General features: G+C 67.8%; 15 protein-coding genes and 1 pseudogene. 4 read left to right on the plus strand and 12 right to left on the minus strand.

Annotated elements, in window-relative coordinates:
- The 5 genes from Q1A87_RS02485 to Q1A87_RS02505 all read right to left on the minus strand — a co-directional run bounded on the left by Q1A87_RS02485 (position 1) and on the right by Q1A87_RS02505 (position 5,135).
- The gene (locus tag Q1A87_RS02485; RefSeq protein ID WP_299646731.1) at positions 1 to 1,365 is read right to left on the minus strand and encodes a glutamine synthetase family protein; all 1,365 of its coding nucleotides are present in this window, start codon (positions 1,363 to 1,365) and stop codon (positions 1 to 3) included.
- A 56-nt stretch (positions 1,366 to 1,421) separates the two neighbouring features.
- The gene (locus Q1A87_RS02490) at positions 1,422 to 2,459 is read right to left on the minus strand and encodes a TRAP transporter substrate-binding protein (RefSeq protein ID WP_299646733.1); all 1,038 of its coding nucleotides are present in this window, start codon (positions 2,457 to 2,459) and stop codon (positions 1,422 to 1,424) included.
- A 69-nt stretch (positions 2,460 to 2,528) separates the two neighbouring features.
- Positions 2,529 to 3,857, minus strand: coding sequence for a TRAP transporter large permease subunit (locus Q1A87_RS02495; protein WP_299646735.1), 1,329 nt, complete (start codon positions 3,855 to 3,857; stop codon positions 2,529 to 2,531).
- Positions 3,847 to 4,392, minus strand: coding sequence for a TRAP transporter small permease subunit (locus Q1A87_RS02500; protein WP_299646737.1), 546 nt, complete (start codon positions 4,390 to 4,392; stop codon positions 3,847 to 3,849). Before Q1A87_RS02500 ends, Q1A87_RS02495 begins: the two co-directional genes overlap by 11 nt.
- Complete coding sequence (locus Q1A87_RS02505) at positions 4,389 to 5,135, minus strand: N-formylglutamate amidohydrolase (RefSeq protein WP_299646739.1); 747 nt, start codon at positions 5,133 to 5,135, stop codon at positions 4,389 to 4,391. Before Q1A87_RS02505 ends, Q1A87_RS02500 begins: the two co-directional genes overlap by 4 nt.
- Positions 5,136 to 5,234: 99 nt before the next feature.
- Between Q1A87_RS02505 and Q1A87_RS02510 the strand changes: the two genes are divergently transcribed.
- The 4 genes and pseudogenes from Q1A87_RS02510 (at position 5,235) to Q1A87_RS02525 (ending at position 7,889) form a co-directional block, all read left to right on the plus strand.
- Positions 5,235 to 6,137: a MurR/RpiR family transcriptional regulator gene (locus Q1A87_RS02510; protein ID WP_299646741.1), complete on the plus strand. Its 903-nt coding sequence runs from the start codon at positions 5,235 to 5,237 to the stop codon at positions 6,135 to 6,137.
- Between the two features lie 122 nt (positions 6,138 to 6,259).
- Positions 6,260 to 6,679, plus strand: a pseudogene (locus tag Q1A87_RS24135) (PAS domain-containing protein); the annotation flags it as partial.
- Positions 6,662 to 7,384, plus strand: coding sequence for a sensor histidine kinase (locus Q1A87_RS24140; RefSeq protein ID WP_363322940.1), 723 nt, complete (start codon positions 6,662 to 6,664; stop codon positions 7,382 to 7,384). The pseudogene Q1A87_RS24135 and the gene Q1A87_RS24140, both read left to right, overlap by 18 nt.
- Before the next feature lie 13 nt (positions 7,385 to 7,397).
- Positions 7,398 to 7,889, plus strand: coding sequence for a response regulator (locus Q1A87_RS02525; protein WP_299646743.1), 492 nt, complete (start codon positions 7,398 to 7,400; stop codon positions 7,887 to 7,889).
- On the opposite strand, the gene xylA is transcribed toward Q1A87_RS02525, so the two are convergent.
- Genes xylA through Q1A87_RS02560 form a run of 7 tightly spaced genes read right to left on the minus strand, consistent with a single transcriptional unit; the run spans position 7,873 to position 15,319 of the window.
- The gene (gene xylA / locus Q1A87_RS02530) at positions 7,873 to 9,177 is read right to left on the minus strand and encodes a xylose isomerase (RefSeq protein WP_299646745.1); all 1,305 of its coding nucleotides are present in this window, start codon (positions 9,175 to 9,177) and stop codon (positions 7,873 to 7,875) included. The two genes, Q1A87_RS02525 and xylA, sit on opposite strands and share 17 nt — an antisense overlap.
- Positions 9,174 to 9,848 (minus strand): ThuA domain-containing protein, encoded by a 675-nt coding sequence (locus Q1A87_RS02535; protein ID WP_299646747.1) that lies wholly within the window; start codon positions 9,846 to 9,848, stop codon positions 9,174 to 9,176. The genes xylA and Q1A87_RS02535 overlap by 4 nt, the downstream gene beginning before the upstream one ends.
- Positions 9,845 to 10,921, minus strand: coding sequence for a Gfo/Idh/MocA family oxidoreductase (locus tag Q1A87_RS02540; RefSeq protein WP_299646749.1), 1,077 nt, complete (start codon positions 10,919 to 10,921; stop codon positions 9,845 to 9,847). The genes Q1A87_RS02535 and Q1A87_RS02540 overlap by 4 nt, the downstream gene beginning before the upstream one ends.
- The gene (locus Q1A87_RS02545; protein WP_299646751.1) at positions 10,918 to 11,928 is read right to left on the minus strand and encodes an ATP-binding cassette domain-containing protein; all 1,011 of its coding nucleotides are present in this window, start codon (positions 11,926 to 11,928) and stop codon (positions 10,918 to 10,920) included. Before Q1A87_RS02545 ends, Q1A87_RS02540 begins: the two co-directional genes overlap by 4 nt.
- Positions 11,921 to 13,555 carry a glycoside hydrolase family 43 protein gene (locus Q1A87_RS02550; RefSeq protein WP_299646753.1) on the minus strand — a complete coding sequence of 545 codons (1,635 nt, stop codon included), beginning with the start codon at positions 13,553 to 13,555 and terminating at the stop codon, positions 11,921 to 11,923. The genes Q1A87_RS02545 and Q1A87_RS02550 overlap by 8 nt, the downstream gene beginning before the upstream one ends.
- 4 nt (positions 13,556 to 13,559) lie before the next feature.
- On the minus strand, positions 13,560 to 14,390 hold the full coding sequence (locus Q1A87_RS02555) for a carbohydrate ABC transporter permease (protein WP_299646755.1): 831 nt from the start codon (positions 14,388 to 14,390) through the stop codon (positions 13,560 to 13,562).
- Positions 14,387 to 15,319: a sugar ABC transporter permease gene (locus Q1A87_RS02560; RefSeq protein ID WP_299646757.1), complete on the minus strand. Its 933-nt coding sequence runs from the start codon at positions 15,317 to 15,319 to the stop codon at positions 14,387 to 14,389. The genes Q1A87_RS02555 and Q1A87_RS02560 overlap by 4 nt, the downstream gene beginning before the upstream one ends.
- Positions 15,320 to 15,376 lie beyond the last annotated feature (57 nt).

Raw genomic sequence — 15,376 nt, forward strand, 5'->3', positions numbered from 1 at the left:
TCACGCCTGCTCGAAGCCGCGCGCGATCTCCCAGTCAGTGACGGCGCGGTCGAACTCCTCCTGCTCCCATTCGGCGGCGCGGGTGTAGTGGTCCACCACCGCGTCGCCCATCGCGGCCCGCAGCATCTTCGACTGCCGGAGCGTCTCGGTCGCGTCGCGCAGCGTGCGCGGGATCTCGGCCACGCCCTTGGTCTCGTAGGCGTCGCCCTCCGACGGGTCGGGCAGCGGCAGCTCCGCCTCGATCCCCGCGATGCCCGCGGCCAGAAGCGCGGCCTGCGCGAGATAGGGGTTCACGTCCGAGCCCGGCACCCGGCACTCGACTCGCACGCCTTTAGTACCTGCCCCGCAGAGGCGGAACCCGGCGGTGCGGTTGTCCACCGACCAGACGGTGCGCGTGGGCGCGAAGGTGCCCGGCGCGAAGCGCTTGTAGCTGTTGACGTAGGGCGCGAGGAAATACGTGATCTCGGGCGCGTGTTCCAGCACGCCCGCCATGAAGTGCCGCATCAGCGGCGACATGCCGTACTCCGCCCCCTCCTCGTAGAAGGCGGGCGCGCGGTCCTTCGTCAGCGACATGTGGACGTGACCGGCCGAGCCGACCTTGTCGGAGGCCCATTTCGGCAGAAACGAGGCCGAACAGCCTGCCGCCCAGGCGCTCTCCTTGATGGCCTGCTTGGCGATCGTGTGGTTGTCGGCGCAGTCGAGCGCGGGGGCGTGGCGGATGTTGAGCTCCTGCTGGCCCATCTCCGCCTCGCCCTTGGTCGTCTCGACCGGGATGCCGGCGGCTCGCAGGTGATTGCGGAGCGGCCGCAGGATCGGCTCCTCCTTGGTGGTCTGGAAGAGGTTGTAATCCTCGTTGAAGCCGTTGAGCGGGACGAGGTTGCGGTAGCCGTCCTTCTGCAGGCTGCGGTAATCGCCCTCGAAGAGGAAGAATTCGAGCTCGGTCGCCATCGTCGCCGCGTAGCCCATCTCCGCCAGCCGGGCGATCTGCGCCTTCAGGATCTGCCGTGGCGAATGGGCGATCGGCGAATGATCGTGGTGGTCGAGCACGTCGCAGAGGACGAGCGCGGTGCCCGGCAGCCACGGCATCGGTCGCAGCGTGTCGAGATCGGGGACCAGCGCGTAGTCTCCGTAGCCCTGCCGCCAGCTCGTCGCGGCATAGCCCTCGGGCGTGGCCATAATCAGGTCGGTGGCAAGGAGGTAGTTGCAGCAATGGCTCTCCTCCACGCCATGTTCGAGGAAGTCGTCGACGTGGAAGCGCTTCCCCATGAGCCGCCCCTGCATGTCGACGAGGGCGACGAGGACGGTGTCGATCTCCCCGGATTTGGCCAGCTTGCGGAGGCCGTCGAGGGTCAGGGTGCCGGGCATGGAATGCTCCTTCGAGATTGCGGTGGGGCGGCCCGTTGCGGGGCCGCCCCCTGTCGTCAGCCGTTGGTGTAGGGCGCGCCGGCCTGGTTGATGACCTGGTTGTAGTCGCGGAAGATCGAGACGATGCGCTGCTCGACCTCGCCTTCCTGCGCAATCTCGTCCCAGAAGGTCCGGGCGGCCTCCTCGACTTGCATCCATTCCTCGGCCGGCACGGAGCGCAGTTCCAGCTTGTCGCCCTGCGCGCGCAGCCGCGCCTCGCCGCCCCAGTACCACTGGTTGCGGTAGGTGTGGCCCGCCTCGATCCCGGCCATGACGACCGATTTCAGATGCTCCGGCAACTCCTCCCAGCGTTCCTGGTTCACGAAAAACGACCCGATCCAGGCGCCGGAGATGTTGTTCGTCAGGAAGTAGTCGGTCACGTCGGCCCAGCCGACGGTGTAGTCCTCGGTGATGCCCGACCAGGCCATGCCGTCGAGCTCCCCCGTCTGCACCGCGACCTCGGCGTCCTCGTAGGGAATGTTCACCGGCACGACGCCGAACTGCGACAGGAAGCGCCCCGCCGTCGGGAAGGTGTAGAGCTTGAGCCCATCGAGGTCCGAGACGCTGGTGATCTCGCGCGTGGTGTTGAAGTTGCAGGGATCCTGCCCCGCCGCCGAGAGCCAGGCGACACCGACCTTGGCGTATTCCTCGCGCCAGATATCGGCAAGCCCGTACTGGTTGAACAGCACCGGCACGTCGAGGATGTGCTTCGTGGCGAACGGGAAGTAGCCGCCGAACTGTCGCGTCGGCGTGGGCGAGGCCATCGAGTCGTCGTCGGAATGCACCCCGTCGAGCGTGCCGCGCTGGAGCGCCTGGAAGAGCTCGCCCGTCGGCACGATCTGATCGGCGTAGAACAGCTCCACCTGCAGCTCGCCGTTGGCGTTCGCATTGATGTAGTCGATGACGGGCTTCGTCACCTGTTCGCCGAGCGCGGCGCCGGCATAGGTCTGGAACCGCCACTGGATCGTCTCCTGCGCGCGCACGAGCGCAGGGGTGGCGAGGGTCGCGGGCGCGGCGAGTGCGGCGCCGCGGAGGAACTTGCGTCTTGAGGTCATGGTCGTCTCTCCTGTCGGTTGGTTGGAACGGGCCGGTTCGTCCGACCGCTGGTTATTGGAACGTGTGCCTCATCCACCGTAGACTTGGTCCGGCAGCCAGAGCGCGATCTGCGGAAAGATCATCACCAGGGCCAGCGCCAGGATCATCACGAAGACGAAGGGCACGATGGAGCGGTAGATGTCGCGGATGCCGATCTCGGGCGGGGCCATCGCGCGCATCAGGAACAGGTTGTAGCCGAAAGGCGGCGTCATGTAGGCGATCTGGCAGGTGATCGTGTAGAGCACGCCGTACCAGACCAGGTCGAAGCCCAGCTCCCCTACCAGCGGCACGTAAAGCGGCGCGACGATCACCAGCATCGCCGTGTCGTCGAGGAACGTGCCCATGGCGAGGAAGCTGAGCTGCATCAGGATCAGGATGACCCAGGGGGACAGGCCCCACTTGTCGGTGAACAGGTCCTCGATCGCCTTCACCGCGCCCAAGCCGTCGAACACCGCCCCGAAGGCCAGCGCGGCGAGGATGATCCACATGAACATGCAGGTGATGCCGAGCGTCTGGCGCAGGCAGGTCTCGAAGACGGGCCAGGTCATCCGCCGTTTCGCCAGCGCCGCCACGAGGGCCGCGAGCGCGCCGATGGCCGAGCTTTCCACCAGCGAGGTCCAGCCGTTGACGAAGGGCACCATCATCACCGCGAAGATCCCCACCGGCAGCAGCCCGGCACGCAGGAGGCGCAGCTTCTCCGACATCGGGATCGCCGCCCGTTCACCTTCGTCGAGGACCGGGCCGAGCGACGGGTTCAGCCGGCAGCGGACCCAGATGTAGACGACGAACAGCCCTGCCATCATCAGCCCCGGCACCGCTCCGGCGAGCCAGAGCTGCCCCACCGGTTGCCGCGCGATCATCGCGTAGAGGACGAGCACGACCGAGGGCGGCACGAGGATGCCGAGGGAGGAGCCGGCCTGGATCACCCCCGTCACCATCAACTTGTCGTAGTTCCGCTTCAGCAGCTCCGGCAACGCGATGGTCGCCCCGATCGCCATGCCCGCGACCGACAGCCCGTTCATCGCCGAGACCAGCACCATCAGCCCGATCGTCCCGATGGCGAGCCCGCCGGAAATGCCGCCCATCCAGACGTGGAACATCCGGTAGAGATCGTCGGCGATCTTCGATTCCGAGAGCACGTAGCCCATGAACACGAACATCGGCAGCGTCAGAAGCGGATACCACCGCATGACCTTGATCGCCGCCGCGAAGCCGATGTCATAGCCGCCCCGGTCACCCCACAGCAGGACCGCCGCCACCACCGCGACGAAGCCGATCGCCCCGAACACCCGCTGCCCGGTGAAGAGGAGCAGCATCATGCTCGCGAACATCAGCCCGGCGATCAGCTCATAGGGCATCGGCCGGCCCCTCGGTCGCGGTGCGGTCGGGCGTGCCCGTCGTCAGAAACAGCACGTCCTTTGCGAGCTCGCTCAAGGCTTGCAGCAGCATCAGCCCGATGCCCGTGCACATCACCACCTTGATCGGCCACATATAGGGCCGCCAGGCCGACGGGCTCCGCTCGCCGCCGTACTGGAAGGCGTAGATCGTGGACTCGACTCCGCCCCACATCAGGATGCCGAGATAAACGAGCAGGAACACCACCGTGACGCAATCGGTCACAGCCTTCCGCCGGGGCGAGAGCTCGCCGTAGAACAGGTCCATCCGCACGTTCGCCCCGATCAGAAGCGCGTAGGGCCCGCCCAGCATGAAGTACCCCATCATCACGAACTGCGCCGTCTCCAGCGTCCAGAGCGAGGGCGTGCCCATCGCCTTCGACGCCGTGGACCAGAGGAGTACGCCCATCAGCGCGAAAATCCCCCACATCATCACCCGCCCGAGCCCGAGATTGACGCGGTCCACCACCGCGACATAGGCCCGGAGGGCCCGGATCATGCCGCTGCCTCGCCGAGCGCGGCGAGGGCCCGGCGCAGAACGGTCGCGAGGTGCGAGCCCATCTGCGCCGCCGTCTCCGGCCGGTCGATCAGGTCGTTGCGGATCTCGATCATCAGCGTGGGCAGGCCCCGCGCCTCGCCGTGCCGCGCCAGCGTGTAGGTCACGCCGTCGCCCGGCCCGTAGGGCGCGTTCAGCGAGGCGCGGTGGCGCGTCCCGGCCTCGGCCAGCGCGGCGCGGGCGAAGCGGTCGTCGGAATGCGACAGGAAGCCCAGCTGCACCTCCCGCCGCCGCCCGTGGAACACGGGCGTGAAGGAATGCACGGTCACCAGGGCCGGCCGGTCGGTGCGCCCGTCGAGGAGCGCGTCGAGCGCGGCGTGGAACGGGTCGTGGATACGGACGCAGCGGTCACGCCGGGCCCCGGCGTCGAGCCCTTCGTTGCCCGGCACCGCATGGCGCTCGCTCAGGGCGGGGATCGCGTCGGGCGCGGTCTCGGGGCGATTGCAGTCGTAGACGAGCCGCGAGATCGTCCCGGCGACGAGCGGCGCGTCGAGAGCCGCCGACATCGCCAGGACGACATCCCGCGCGCCGATGTCCCAGGCCGCATGCGAATGCCGCGAAGCCTCCGAGAGGCCGAGATCGCGGAGTTCGGACGGGATACGGGCCGAGGCGTGCTCGCAGACCAGCACGACCGGGCCAGCACCATCCGGTCGGATCACCTCGAAGGCGGTCCATTCGTCCCTCATCGTGCGTTGCCCGCTTCGTCCCTGTTCTGTAGTCATCATTACAGGGCCGTCGGGCGTGTCAAGATCCCACCGGACGCCCTGCCGCGAGGGAGGAGAGCCGTGACCGACCGCCCCACCGAGCCGCCTGCCGGAACGCAGACCGACCGGCCGCTCGTGCGCGACCTCCTCGAAGAGCGTCGTGGCGACCTGACCGCGGCGGAGCGCAAGCTCTCCGAGGTGCTGACGGAGGATTCGCTTCTCTCAGGCCTGCAATCCATAACCCGCGTCGCGGAAATCGCCGCGGTCTCTACACCGACGGTGATCCGGCTCGCGCGCAAGCTCGGCTTCGACGGCTTCCCTGCCCTGCAGGACGCGATCCGGGCCGACCTTGCCGCACGGATGCAGCAGCCGCTCGCAAAGCTCGAGGCTGCGCCCGAGGCCGGGCACGGGGCCCATGTGGTCACCCGGTTCGCGCAGGGCGCGGCGCGCAACATCGACCGGACACTCCGGCGGCTCGACCTCGCGGCCTTCGACGCCATCGCCCAAGACCTCGCGGCGCCGGGACGTGCGGTCCACCTCGCCGGCGGACGGATCACCCGCTCGCTGGCGCAGTATCTGGCCGACCACCTGCGCCTGATCCGCGCCGATGTGCGGCTGCTCGAGCCCGCGCCCGCGCTCTGGCCGCAAGCCGTGCTCGACATGGGGGGTGCCAGCACGCTCGTCCTCTTCGACATCCGCCGCTACGACCGCGAGATCGAGACGCTGGCCCGCCATGCCGCAGGACGAGGGACGCGGATCATGCTGCTGACCGACATCTGGGGATCGCCCGTGGAACGGCACGCCGCGCAGACGCTGCGGGCCTCGGTCGAGGCGCAGTCGAGTTGGGATTCGACCGTGGCGCTCCTCCTCCTCGCGGAGGCGCTGGTCGCCGAGGTGCAGCGCCTCGCCCCGGGGCCGAGCGCCGCCCGGCTCGACGCGCTCGAGGGACTCGCGGGCGCGACGCCGATGTTCCGGCCGCGGTGACGTTCGGGAAAAGGGCGGCTTTACCATCCCGCTCGATCGGCGGAGCGCTGCCCCACGGCACGTTGCGGCGCGATAGCGGACACGGATAGAGATGCGCCGGAACAAGCAGGGTGTTTCGGAAAATGGCGGTAGACGATGACTGGCACCAGACCGGCGACGTGCCTCATGCGCAGGGGCGCGGCGATCCGTTCGCGGCGGCCGTGCGGTCGACCCGGATGCCGATGCTCGTCTCCGATCCACGCCAGCACGACAATCCGATCGTCTTCGCCAACGACGCTTTTCTGAAGCTGACCGGCTATGCACGCGAGGAGGTCCTCGGCCGCAATTGCCGCTTCCTCTAGGGACCCCGCACCGACCCGGAAAGGCTGAACGAACTGCGTGAGGCCATCGCGCGGGAGGAGGCGATCCAGATCGACCTGCTGAACTACCGCAAGGACGGCACGGCGTTCTGGAACGCCCTCTTCGTCGGGCCGGTCCACGGCGACGACGGCGCGGTGCAGTTCTTCTTCGCCTCCCAGATCGACGTGACCGACCGGGTCGAGGCGCAGGAGAAGGTCGCCCATCAGAAGGCGCTGTTCGAGGCCGAGGTCGAGGCGCGGACGCGGCAGCTGAAGGACGCGCTCGCCACCAACGAGCGGGCACTGGAGGAGAAGACGATCCTACTCCACGAGGTCGATCACCGGGTAAAGAACAACCTTACGATGATCGGCTCCCTCCTTCGGTTGCAGGCGAACGCGATCGACGACCCGCGGCTCGTCCGCACGCTCGGCACGATGCTCGAGCGCATCGACGCGCTCGCCACCGTCCACCGGACGCTGCACCAGAGCCCGGACATCCGCCGGTTCGACGTCGGCGGTTTCCTCCAAGGTCTGGTCGCCGACGTGCTCGCGATCGCGGGACGGACCGACATCGAGGTCGTGGACCGCATCGAGGCGGTGGATATCGAGGCAACGAAGGCCACCGCGCTCGGCCTCGCGCTGAACGAGCTTCTGACCAACGCGGTCAAGCACGCCTTCACGGGTGGCCGATCCGGTCGCCTGACGGTCGCCGCTCGGCGCGAGGGGGATGCGGTCGTGGTCGAGCTCGGCGATGACGGTCCGGGCTTCGATCCCGGGACCGACAGCCGGTCGTTGGGGCTCGTTCTGGTCGGACGTCTGTCGCGTCAACTCGACGGTACGACGGAATGGACTAGTTCCGAACATGGGACCACGAGCAGAACCCGGTTTCGTTCAGAGCCGGCTGAATAAGGGCGGTATTCCGATGATGCAGGATCATGCGGGCCTGCGGATCGTCGTGGTCGAGGACGAAGCCCTCATCGTGATGGACCTTGAATTGATGATCGAGACGGAAGGGCACCGAATGGTGGCGGATGCCCCGAGTGTGCGCGCGCTGCGCGCGCTCGATACCGATCTCGAGGTGGACGTGGCATTCGTCGATCTGCACCTCGCCGAAGGGTCCTCCGGACTCGACGCGGCCGACTACATCCGCGCGACCTGGCCCGAAGCGCTGATCGTCTTCGTGACCGCCAATCCGCGGATGCTGCTGCCGGAGATCGAACGAGGCGATGCCGTCGTTCCCAAACCCTTCTCGACCGGCGTGGTCGAGGCGGTGCTCGCGTTCCTGCACGGCGGGATCAAGGCGCCGCCGCCGCTCGTGAACGCGCCGAACGGCTTTTACATGCGGCCGGAGCTCAAGGCGCGGCTGGGCTATCGCAGGCCCGCCGCGCCCCAGTACGTCAGACGTACCGATTGACGATGTTCTCCAGGATCTCCTGCCGGCCCGAACGCGGCTGCGGATCGATCCCGGATGCCTCGGCCCGGTCCGCGATGTCGGCGAGGCTCGCATCAGGCGCGAGCATGCCGCGGGCCGTTTCGGTTTCCCAGCCGGCGTAGCGGTCCCGGCGCGGTCCTTCGAGGGCGTCGTCCGCGATCATCCGCGCGGCCGCCTCGAGTCCTTGGGCGCAGACATCCATCGCGCCGGCATGGGCCGCGATCAGGTCCTCGGGGGCCAGCGATTGCCGGCGCAGCTTGGAATCGAAGTTCGTCCCGCCCCGGCCGAACCCGCCGCCGCGCAGGATCTCGTAATAGGCCAGCGCCACCTCGGGGACGTTGTTGGGGAACTGATCGGTGTCCCATCCGGACTGGTAGTCGTTGCGGTTCATGTCGATGGACCCGAACACGCCGAGCGTCTGCGCCAGCGCGATCTCGTGCTCGAAGCTGTGACCGGCGAGGATGGCATGGCCCTGCTCGATGTTGAGCCTGACCTCGTTCTCGAGGCCGAACCGCTTGAGGAAGCCGTAAACCGTCGCAACGTCGTAGTCGTACTGGTGCTTGGTCGGCTCCTGCGGCTTCGGCTCGATCAGGATCTGTCCCTCGAAGCCGATCTTGTGCTTGTGCTCGACCACCATCGAGAGGAACCGGCCCATCTGCTCGAGTTCCCGGTTGAGGTCGGTGTTCAGAAGCGTCTCGTAGCCCTCGCGGCCGCCCCAGAGCACGTAGTTCTCGCCGCCCAGGCGATGCGTCACCTCCAGGCAGGCCCGCACGGAGGAGGCCGACCAGGCGAAGACGTCCGGGTCGGGGTTGGTCGCGCCCCCCGACATGAAGCGGCGGTGGGTGAAGAGGTTGGCCGTGCCCCAGAGGAGCCGCGTGCCGGTCTCCGCCATCTTGACCTCGAAGACGTCGGCGATCTCGTTCAGGCGGCGGTGGTTCTCCTGCAGGCTGTCGCCCTCGGGCCGCACGTCATGGTCGTGGAAGGCGAAGAACGGCGCGCGCAGGATGCGGAACATCTCGAACGCGGCATCCGCCTTGGCCTTGGCCTGCTCCATCGTGTCGTGCGGGAACCAGGGGCGCTGGAACGTGCCGCCGCCGAACGGGTCCGAGCCGTCCCAGACGAGGCTGTGCCAATAGGCAACCGCGAAGCGCAGCTGGTCTTCCAGCCGCTTGCCCGCGACCTGCCGCTCCGGGTCGTAGTGCCGGAACGACAGGCCCTCCGCGTCGGGGTCGTATTTGAGAGGTTCGATCTCGGAGAAGTAGCTGCTCATTGCGGTCCTCGTTCGGCTTCGGAAGATTTGGCGGCCCAGAGTAGGCCACGGCGCAGGATCTCGCGCGCCGCCGGATGCGCGAGCTCGTCCGCCTTGTGGCCCAGGGCGGAATAGAAGACCCGGCCCTGGCCATATTGGCGGGTCCAGACGACGGGCATCACGGTGCCGGAAGTCTCGGGGGCGTGCTCGCCAGAGAAGGTCGTGGTGGCGAACGTCTCGAGGCCCGGATCGACATGCAGGAAATACTGTTCGGAGCGGTAGTCGAAGCTCTCGATCCCGTCGGTGATCGGGTGGTCGGGGCGGGTGACGTCGACGCGGTAGTCGATGATGTCGCCGGGATGGGCGACCCATTGGCCGCCGACCATGAACTGGTAGGCCGGCGAGTCCCGGAACGCGTCTCCCATCCCGCCGTGGAAACCGCCGAGGCCCACGCCGCCGCGGATGGCTGCGCAGAGCCGGTCGATGTCGTCCTTGTCGGAGGCGACCTGCGTGACCATCGGCACGATCAGGGAAAAGCGCTCCAGATCCTCGGTGCCCAGGGCGCCGGCCCCTTCGATGGAGGTGACCTCCATGCCTTCGTCCCGAAGCAGGTCGGCCACGACCCGGGCGCAGGCCTCGGGCTCGTGCCCCTCCCAGCCGCCCCAGAAGATCAGTGCGCGTGCATCGCTCATGTCAGCTCCGTTTCCAGCGGCTGCGGTCGGTCGCATTCGCTCTCGATGGTGATGGTTCTCTTCGTGTCGGCCGCGCGGTGCAGGGCGTCGATGACCTCCAGGACGTGCAACGCCAGCGCACCGCTTGCCCGGTGAGGCCGATCCTCCCGGATCGCCGCGGCCATGTCGGCGAGGCCGAGCCCGCGCCAGTTGCCCTCGCCGTAGGCGCGATCCGCGGCGGCGACGGGGTCGCCCTCCGTCAGCTCGACCTCGCCGTCGAAGCGGTTCGGATCGGGCAGGCGCATGGAGCCGTCGGTGCCGTAGATCTCCAGCGGGCTATGCCAGTGACCGATGACGTCGAAGCTCATCGCGATCTGCACGAGGGCGCCGCTTTCGAAAGCGAGAACACCGAGGACATGCGTGTCGACCTCGACCGGGACGGTTTCCCCGGCCCGTTCACCGGTCGCGATGCGGCGTTCGTCGCGCGGCCGAGACGAGAGCGCCGCGACCTCGCGCACGGGACCGAGCAGGTTGATGAGCGCGGTCAGGTAGTACGGCCCCATATCCATCAAAGCGCCGCCGCCGGGATCGCTGTAGTAGAAGTCCGGGTTCGGATGCCAACGCTCGTGGCCCGCCACCATCATCGTCGCCGTGCCGCCGATGGGCGTTCCGATCCGCCCGCCGTCGAGCAGGGCACGGGCGGTCTGGTGGCCACCGCCGAGGAACGTGTCGGGCGCGCAGCCGATCCGCAGGCCGCGTTCCGCAGCGAGGTCCGCCAGCCCCCGCGCCTCCGCGATCGTCGCCGACAGGGGCTTCTCGAGATAGAGATGCTTGCCGGCCTCGAGCACCTGCCGTCCGACCGGCGCGTGCGCGGCCGGGATCGTCAGGTTGAGCACGATGTCGATGTCGTCCCGCGCCAGCAGTGCCTCGACCGGGAGCGCGGGCACGCCCTGCCCCGCCGCGGCCGCCTCCGCCGCCTCGGGTTTCGCGTCGGCGACGGCGCGAAGCGCGAGACCCGGCAGGCGGGCGATGTTCTCGAGATAGATGCCGCTGATGACGCCGCAGCCGATGAGGCCGATGCCGATATCGCTCATGCCGTGACCCTCTCGATCCGCCGACCGTCCGCGTCGAAATGATGTTGCCGCGCGGGATCGGCATGCAGCCGCAGCCGCTCGCCCCCCGACAGGCGCATATGTCCCGGCAACCGGACCGTCAGGTCGCCGACCTCGTCCACCCGGACATAGGCGATCGTGTCGGACCCCAGCCGCTCGACGACCCGCGTGGTCGCCTCCAGACCGCCGGACTCTGCCACCTCCAGATCCTCGGGGCGAATGCCGATCGTGGCGATCTCCGGCCGTCCGAGCGCGCGGCCGGACACGAGGTTCATCTTCGGCGAGCCGATGAAGGCTGCAACGAAGACGGAGGCGGGCGTGTCGTAGAGGTCCATCGGCGAGCCGATCTGCTCGATCCGGCCGCGGTTCATCACCACGATCTGGTCGGCGAGCGTCATCGCCTCGACCTGGTCGTGAGTGACGTAGATCATCGTCGAGTCGATCGACTGGTGCAGTTCGGCCAGCTCCACCCGCATCTGCGTCCGGAGCGCCGCGTCGAGGTTCGACAGCGGCTCGTCGAAGAGGAACACCTTCGGATTGCGCACGATGGAACGGCCGATCGCCACGCGCTGGCGCTGCCCGCCCGACAATTCGGAGGGCTTGCGGTCCAGATATTCCTCCAGCGCCAGAACGCGCGCCGCCTCGGCCAGCCGTGCCTCGCGTTCCGCCGCGGGCATCTTCGTCAGGCGCAGGCCGAAATCGATGTTCCGCGCCACGCTCATGTGCGGGTAGAGCGCGTAGGACTGGAACACCATCGAGATACCGCGCTTTGACGGCTCGTCCCGCGTCACGTCCGCGTCGCCGATCCGGATCGTCCCATGGGTCGGCTGCTCGAGCCCCGCGATCAAGCGCAAGAGTGTGGACTTGCCGCAGCCCGAGGGGCCGACGAGCACGGTGAAGGACTTGTCAGGCACGGTGAGCGACAGGTCGGGAATGACCGTGACGTGCCCGAAGGCCTTGGTGATGTTCTCAAGGCGGACTTCAGCCATGCCGGACCTCGTAGGTGAAGGACAGGAAATCGGCGGTCCGGCCGCGCCCGGACGTGTCGTGGGCGCACATGCCAACGAAGGCGCCGGTGAAATTGTTGCCCGGCCCGTTCCCCGCCTCGTCCGAGATCGCGGACTGGTCGAGCACGACGCCCGTATCCTGCCAGTCGCCGTCCGGCAGCGCGTAGCGGAAGCGAAGTCCGGCCCCGTCCACGTCGCAGCCGAGGCGGAGCGTGCCTTCCTTTGGCAGCGAGATCGGCTCGATCGGATAGGCGATCCGTGCATCCGGCCAGTCGGCGGCGCAGGAATAGATCGTGAGCACGCGCCCGCCCGCCTCGTCGGCGGTGACGGCGAGGTAGTGGAACTTGTTGCGCCCGTACCAGGCGATCAGGCCGGCGAAATGCTGGTAGTCGCCGGGCGTCACGTTGATCTCCGTCTCGGCGGAATAGGCCAGCGCGTCCTGCCGGCGCGCGACGAGCGCATGCTCGAATTGCGAGCCGGGACTTTCCCGCCCGTAGAGGCGCAGCACGCCGTCCGTGACCTCGAACAGCCGGTCGCGATCGGGGTTGCGCAGCCACTGGAACTCGGGCGGCAGGCCGCCGGCGAAGGTGCGGCGCGCGGGGATGGGGTCGACCGGCGCCTCCGGCAGGTCGGGCCCGTCGATCTCGGCAGCGGGCGCGACGCCGCCCTGCGCGAGGCGCGGGAACGCCCCCTCCTCCCAGACCAGGCGCTGGATCGCGGTCTCCCGCCCCATCGGGGAGCGACGCACGTCGTCGGCGTGGATGCCTGCGCCGGTCACCGCACGTCGCGTCTCCGGCAGCGGCCGCGAGCAGAGATGCACCATGAAGTGCTCGCCATTCTGCGTCTCGACGATGTCGGCATGGCCCGCGCGCTGAAGCAGGTGATCGGGATCGGTGTCCTTCGAGGTCAGGACGTGCTTCGCCGGGACCGTCTCGTAGGGCCCGAACAGATCGCGCGACCGCGCCATCGTCACCGCGTGGTCGTAGCCCGTGCCCCCTTCGGCGGTGAGCAGGTAGTAGAACCCGTCGCGCCGGTAGAGATGCGGTCCCTCGACGAGCTTGTGGTCGGTGCCGCGGTAGATGTTGTGGATCTCGCCGACCAAGCGCCCCTCCTGCACCGAATATTCCTGCATCACGATCCCGCCGAACCGGTTCCCGCCCTGACGATTGTGGTTCCAGATCATGTTCAGCAGCCACTTGCGCCCGTCCGCGTCATGGAAGAGCGACGGATCGAAGCCCGAAGAGTTGAGATGGACCGGATCGGACCAGGGCCCTTCGATCGCGGGCGCGGTGACGAGGTAGTTGTGGCTGTCCTTCCAGGCCCCGTCGCGCCGCTTCACGTCGCTGTAGATCAACCAGAAGAGCCCGTCCGCATGGCTGAGGCACGGCGCCCAGACGCCGCCGGAATCCGGGTCGCCCCGCATGTCGAGCTGCGCCGCGCGGTCGAGCGGCCGGGTCACGAGCGCCCAGTGCTTCAGGTCGCGCGAATGATGGATCTGCACACCCGGATACCATTCGAAGGTGGAGGTCGCGATGTAGTAGTCCTCGTCCACCCGCACGATGGAGGGATCCGGGTTGAAGCCCGGCAGGATTGGGTTCTCGATCTTCATGGAGTCAGCCTTTCACGGCGCCGCCCGTCAGGCCGGCGACGATGTATTTCTGGGCAGCGAGGAAGAAGACGACCGCCGGGATCAGCGACAGCGTCACGAAGGCGAGCGTCTGGTTCCACTGGGTCACGTATTCGCCGCGGTACTGCATCATCCCCAGCGGCCAAGTGAATACCTCCCGCGAGTTCAGGACCACGAGCGGCAGCAGGAAGTTGTTCCAGCTCTGCACGAAGACGAACACGCCGACGGTCGCGAGGATCGGCGTCGAGAGTGGCAGCGTGAAGCGCCAGAAGAAACGCACGTAGCCGCAGCCGTCGATATAGGCGGCCTCGAACAGCTCCTTCGGAAGCTGGGCGAAGAAGGTGCGGAACAGCAGGATGGCGAGGCTGAGGCCGAACGCCGTCTGTGGCAGGATCACCGCCCAGTAGGTGTCCAGAAGCCCCATGTCCCGCACCTTGATGAAGAGCGGCAGGATCGCGGTGGCGAAGGGGAACATCAGCCCCAGAAGCAGGTAGGAGAACAGGAACCCCGACCCGAAGAAGCGGATCTGCGCGAAGACGTAGGCCGCGGCCGAGCCCACCACGAGCGTCAGCAGGACCGCCGCCGACGAGATCAGGAGCGAGTTGCCGAGATAGCGCCAGAACGCGGCATCGCCGAGGATGGCGCCGTAGAATTCGAGGTTCCACGCCTCGGGCGCCGCGAAGGCCGAGGTGCGGATTTCCGCGTTGGTCTTGAAGCCGCCCATCACGGTCGCCCAGAGCGGGGCGAGCACGAAGCTCGCCACCACGATCAGGAGCGTCAGCCGCGCGACGTTGCGCCAGACATGGGGACCGATCATGCCGTACCCTTCCGCATGAAGATGCGCTGGTAGAAGACCGCCACCAGCACCGCGACGACGAAGAGGACGACGCCGACAGCACTACCGAAGCCGATCCTGAGGCGGGTCAGCCCGAACTCGTAGAGGTAGGTAACGATGGTCTGGGTCTGGTTCGACGGGCCGCCATTGGTCAGCGGGATGATGACGTCGAAGACCTGCAGCGCGCCGATGATCGCGAAGAAGGCGCTGACCGCGATGGCCGGCCGGATATGCGGAACCTGCACGTGACGCACGATCTGGGTGCGGGAGGCCCCCTCGATCCGCGCGGCTTCGATCTGGTCCTCGGGCACGCCCTGTAGCGCGGCGATGTAGATCATCATGTGGAACCCGAAATACTTCCAGACGATCACGACCATCACCGCGTAGAAGGCGAGCTCACGGTCCGCCAGGACGAAGAATTGCTCGATCCCGAGCGAGGTGGCGATGGAGGCGGTGACGCCGTAATTGCCGTCGAAGACGAAGCTCCAGATCAGGCCGGCGGCGACCTCGGCCATGATATAGGGCACGAAGAAGATGAGCCGGAACACGGCATTGGTCGGCGTCTGACGGTAGATCAGAAGTGCGAGCAGAAGCGCCAGCGGCATCTGCACCAGAAGCGAGACGGCGACGATCTTCACCGTGTTGGCGACGGCGACGGAAAAGACGGAATGGCCGAACATCTGCTCGAAGTTGCGCAGGCCGACGAAATCCTCCGGCGCGCCGTAGCCGTTCCAGTCGTAGAAGGCGTAGACCCCCGACTCCCCGAGCGGCAGGATGACAAAGAGCGTGAACAGGATGAGCGCCGGCGGCAGCAGGATCAGCGCCGCACTCAGCCGGCCGTTCGACGCGGCCCGGCGCAGGCGTTCGCCAAGCGCCGGCCGGTGATCCGGCGGCAACGTCATGTCGGTCATCGTGATTGGTCCCTCGGGGAGTGGTGGCGCGCCCCGCGCGGGGCGCGCCAGGTCCAG

The sequence above is a fragment of the uncultured Jannaschia sp. genome (assembly GCF_947494055.1).
Classification (GTDB): Bacteria; Pseudomonadota; Alphaproteobacteria; order Rhodobacterales; family Rhodobacteraceae; genus Jannaschia.

Bases quoted from the DNA above. Each gene is read 5' to 3' on its own strand.
- Q1A87_RS02490 (WP_299646733.1), bottom strand. From the start codon at position 2,459: ATGACCTCAAGACGCAAGTTCCTCCGCGGCGCCGCACTCGCCGCGCCC.
- Q1A87_RS02550 (WP_299646753.1), bottom strand. From the start codon at position 13,555: ATGAAGATCGAGAACCCAATCCTGCCGGGCTTCAACCCGGATCCCTCC.
- Q1A87_RS02540 (WP_299646749.1), bottom strand. From the start codon at position 10,921: ATGAGCGATATCGGCATCGGCCTCATCGGCTGCGGCGTCATCAGCGGC.
- Q1A87_RS02535 (WP_299646747.1), bottom strand. From the start codon at position 9,848: ATGAGCGATGCACGCGCACTGATCTTCTGGGGCGGCTGGGAGGGGCAC.
- Q1A87_RS02560 (WP_299646757.1), bottom strand. From the start codon at position 15,319: ATGACCGACATGACGTTGCCGCCGGATCACCGGCCGGCGCTTGGCGAA.
- xylA (WP_299646745.1), bottom strand. From the start codon at position 9,177: ATGAGCAGCTACTTCTCCGAGATCGAACCTCTCAAATACGACCCCGAC.
- Q1A87_RS02555 (WP_299646755.1), bottom strand. From the start codon at position 14,390: ATGATCGGTCCCCATGTCTGGCGCAACGTCGCGCGGCTGACGCTCCTG.
- Q1A87_RS02500 (WP_299646737.1), bottom strand. From the start codon at position 4,392: ATGATCCGGGCCCTCCGGGCCTATGTCGCGGTGGTGGACCGCGTCAAT.
- Q1A87_RS02505 (WP_299646739.1), bottom strand. From the start codon at position 5,135: ATGAGGGACGAATGGACCGCCTTCGAGGTGATCCGACCGGATGGTGCT.
- Q1A87_RS02485 (WP_299646731.1), bottom strand. From the start codon at position 1,365: ATGCCCGGCACCCTGACCCTCGACGGCCTCCGCAAGCTGGCCAAATCC.
- Q1A87_RS02525 (WP_299646743.1), top strand. From the start codon at position 7,398: ATGATGCAGGATCATGCGGGCCTGCGGATCGTCGTGGTCGAGGACGAA.
- Q1A87_RS02545 (WP_299646751.1), bottom strand. From the start codon at position 11,928: ATGGCTGAAGTCCGCCTTGAGAACATCACCAAGGCCTTCGGGCACGTC.
- Q1A87_RS02495 (WP_299646735.1), bottom strand. From the start codon at position 3,857: ATGCCCTATGAGCTGATCGCCGGGCTGATGTTCGCGAGCATGATGCTG.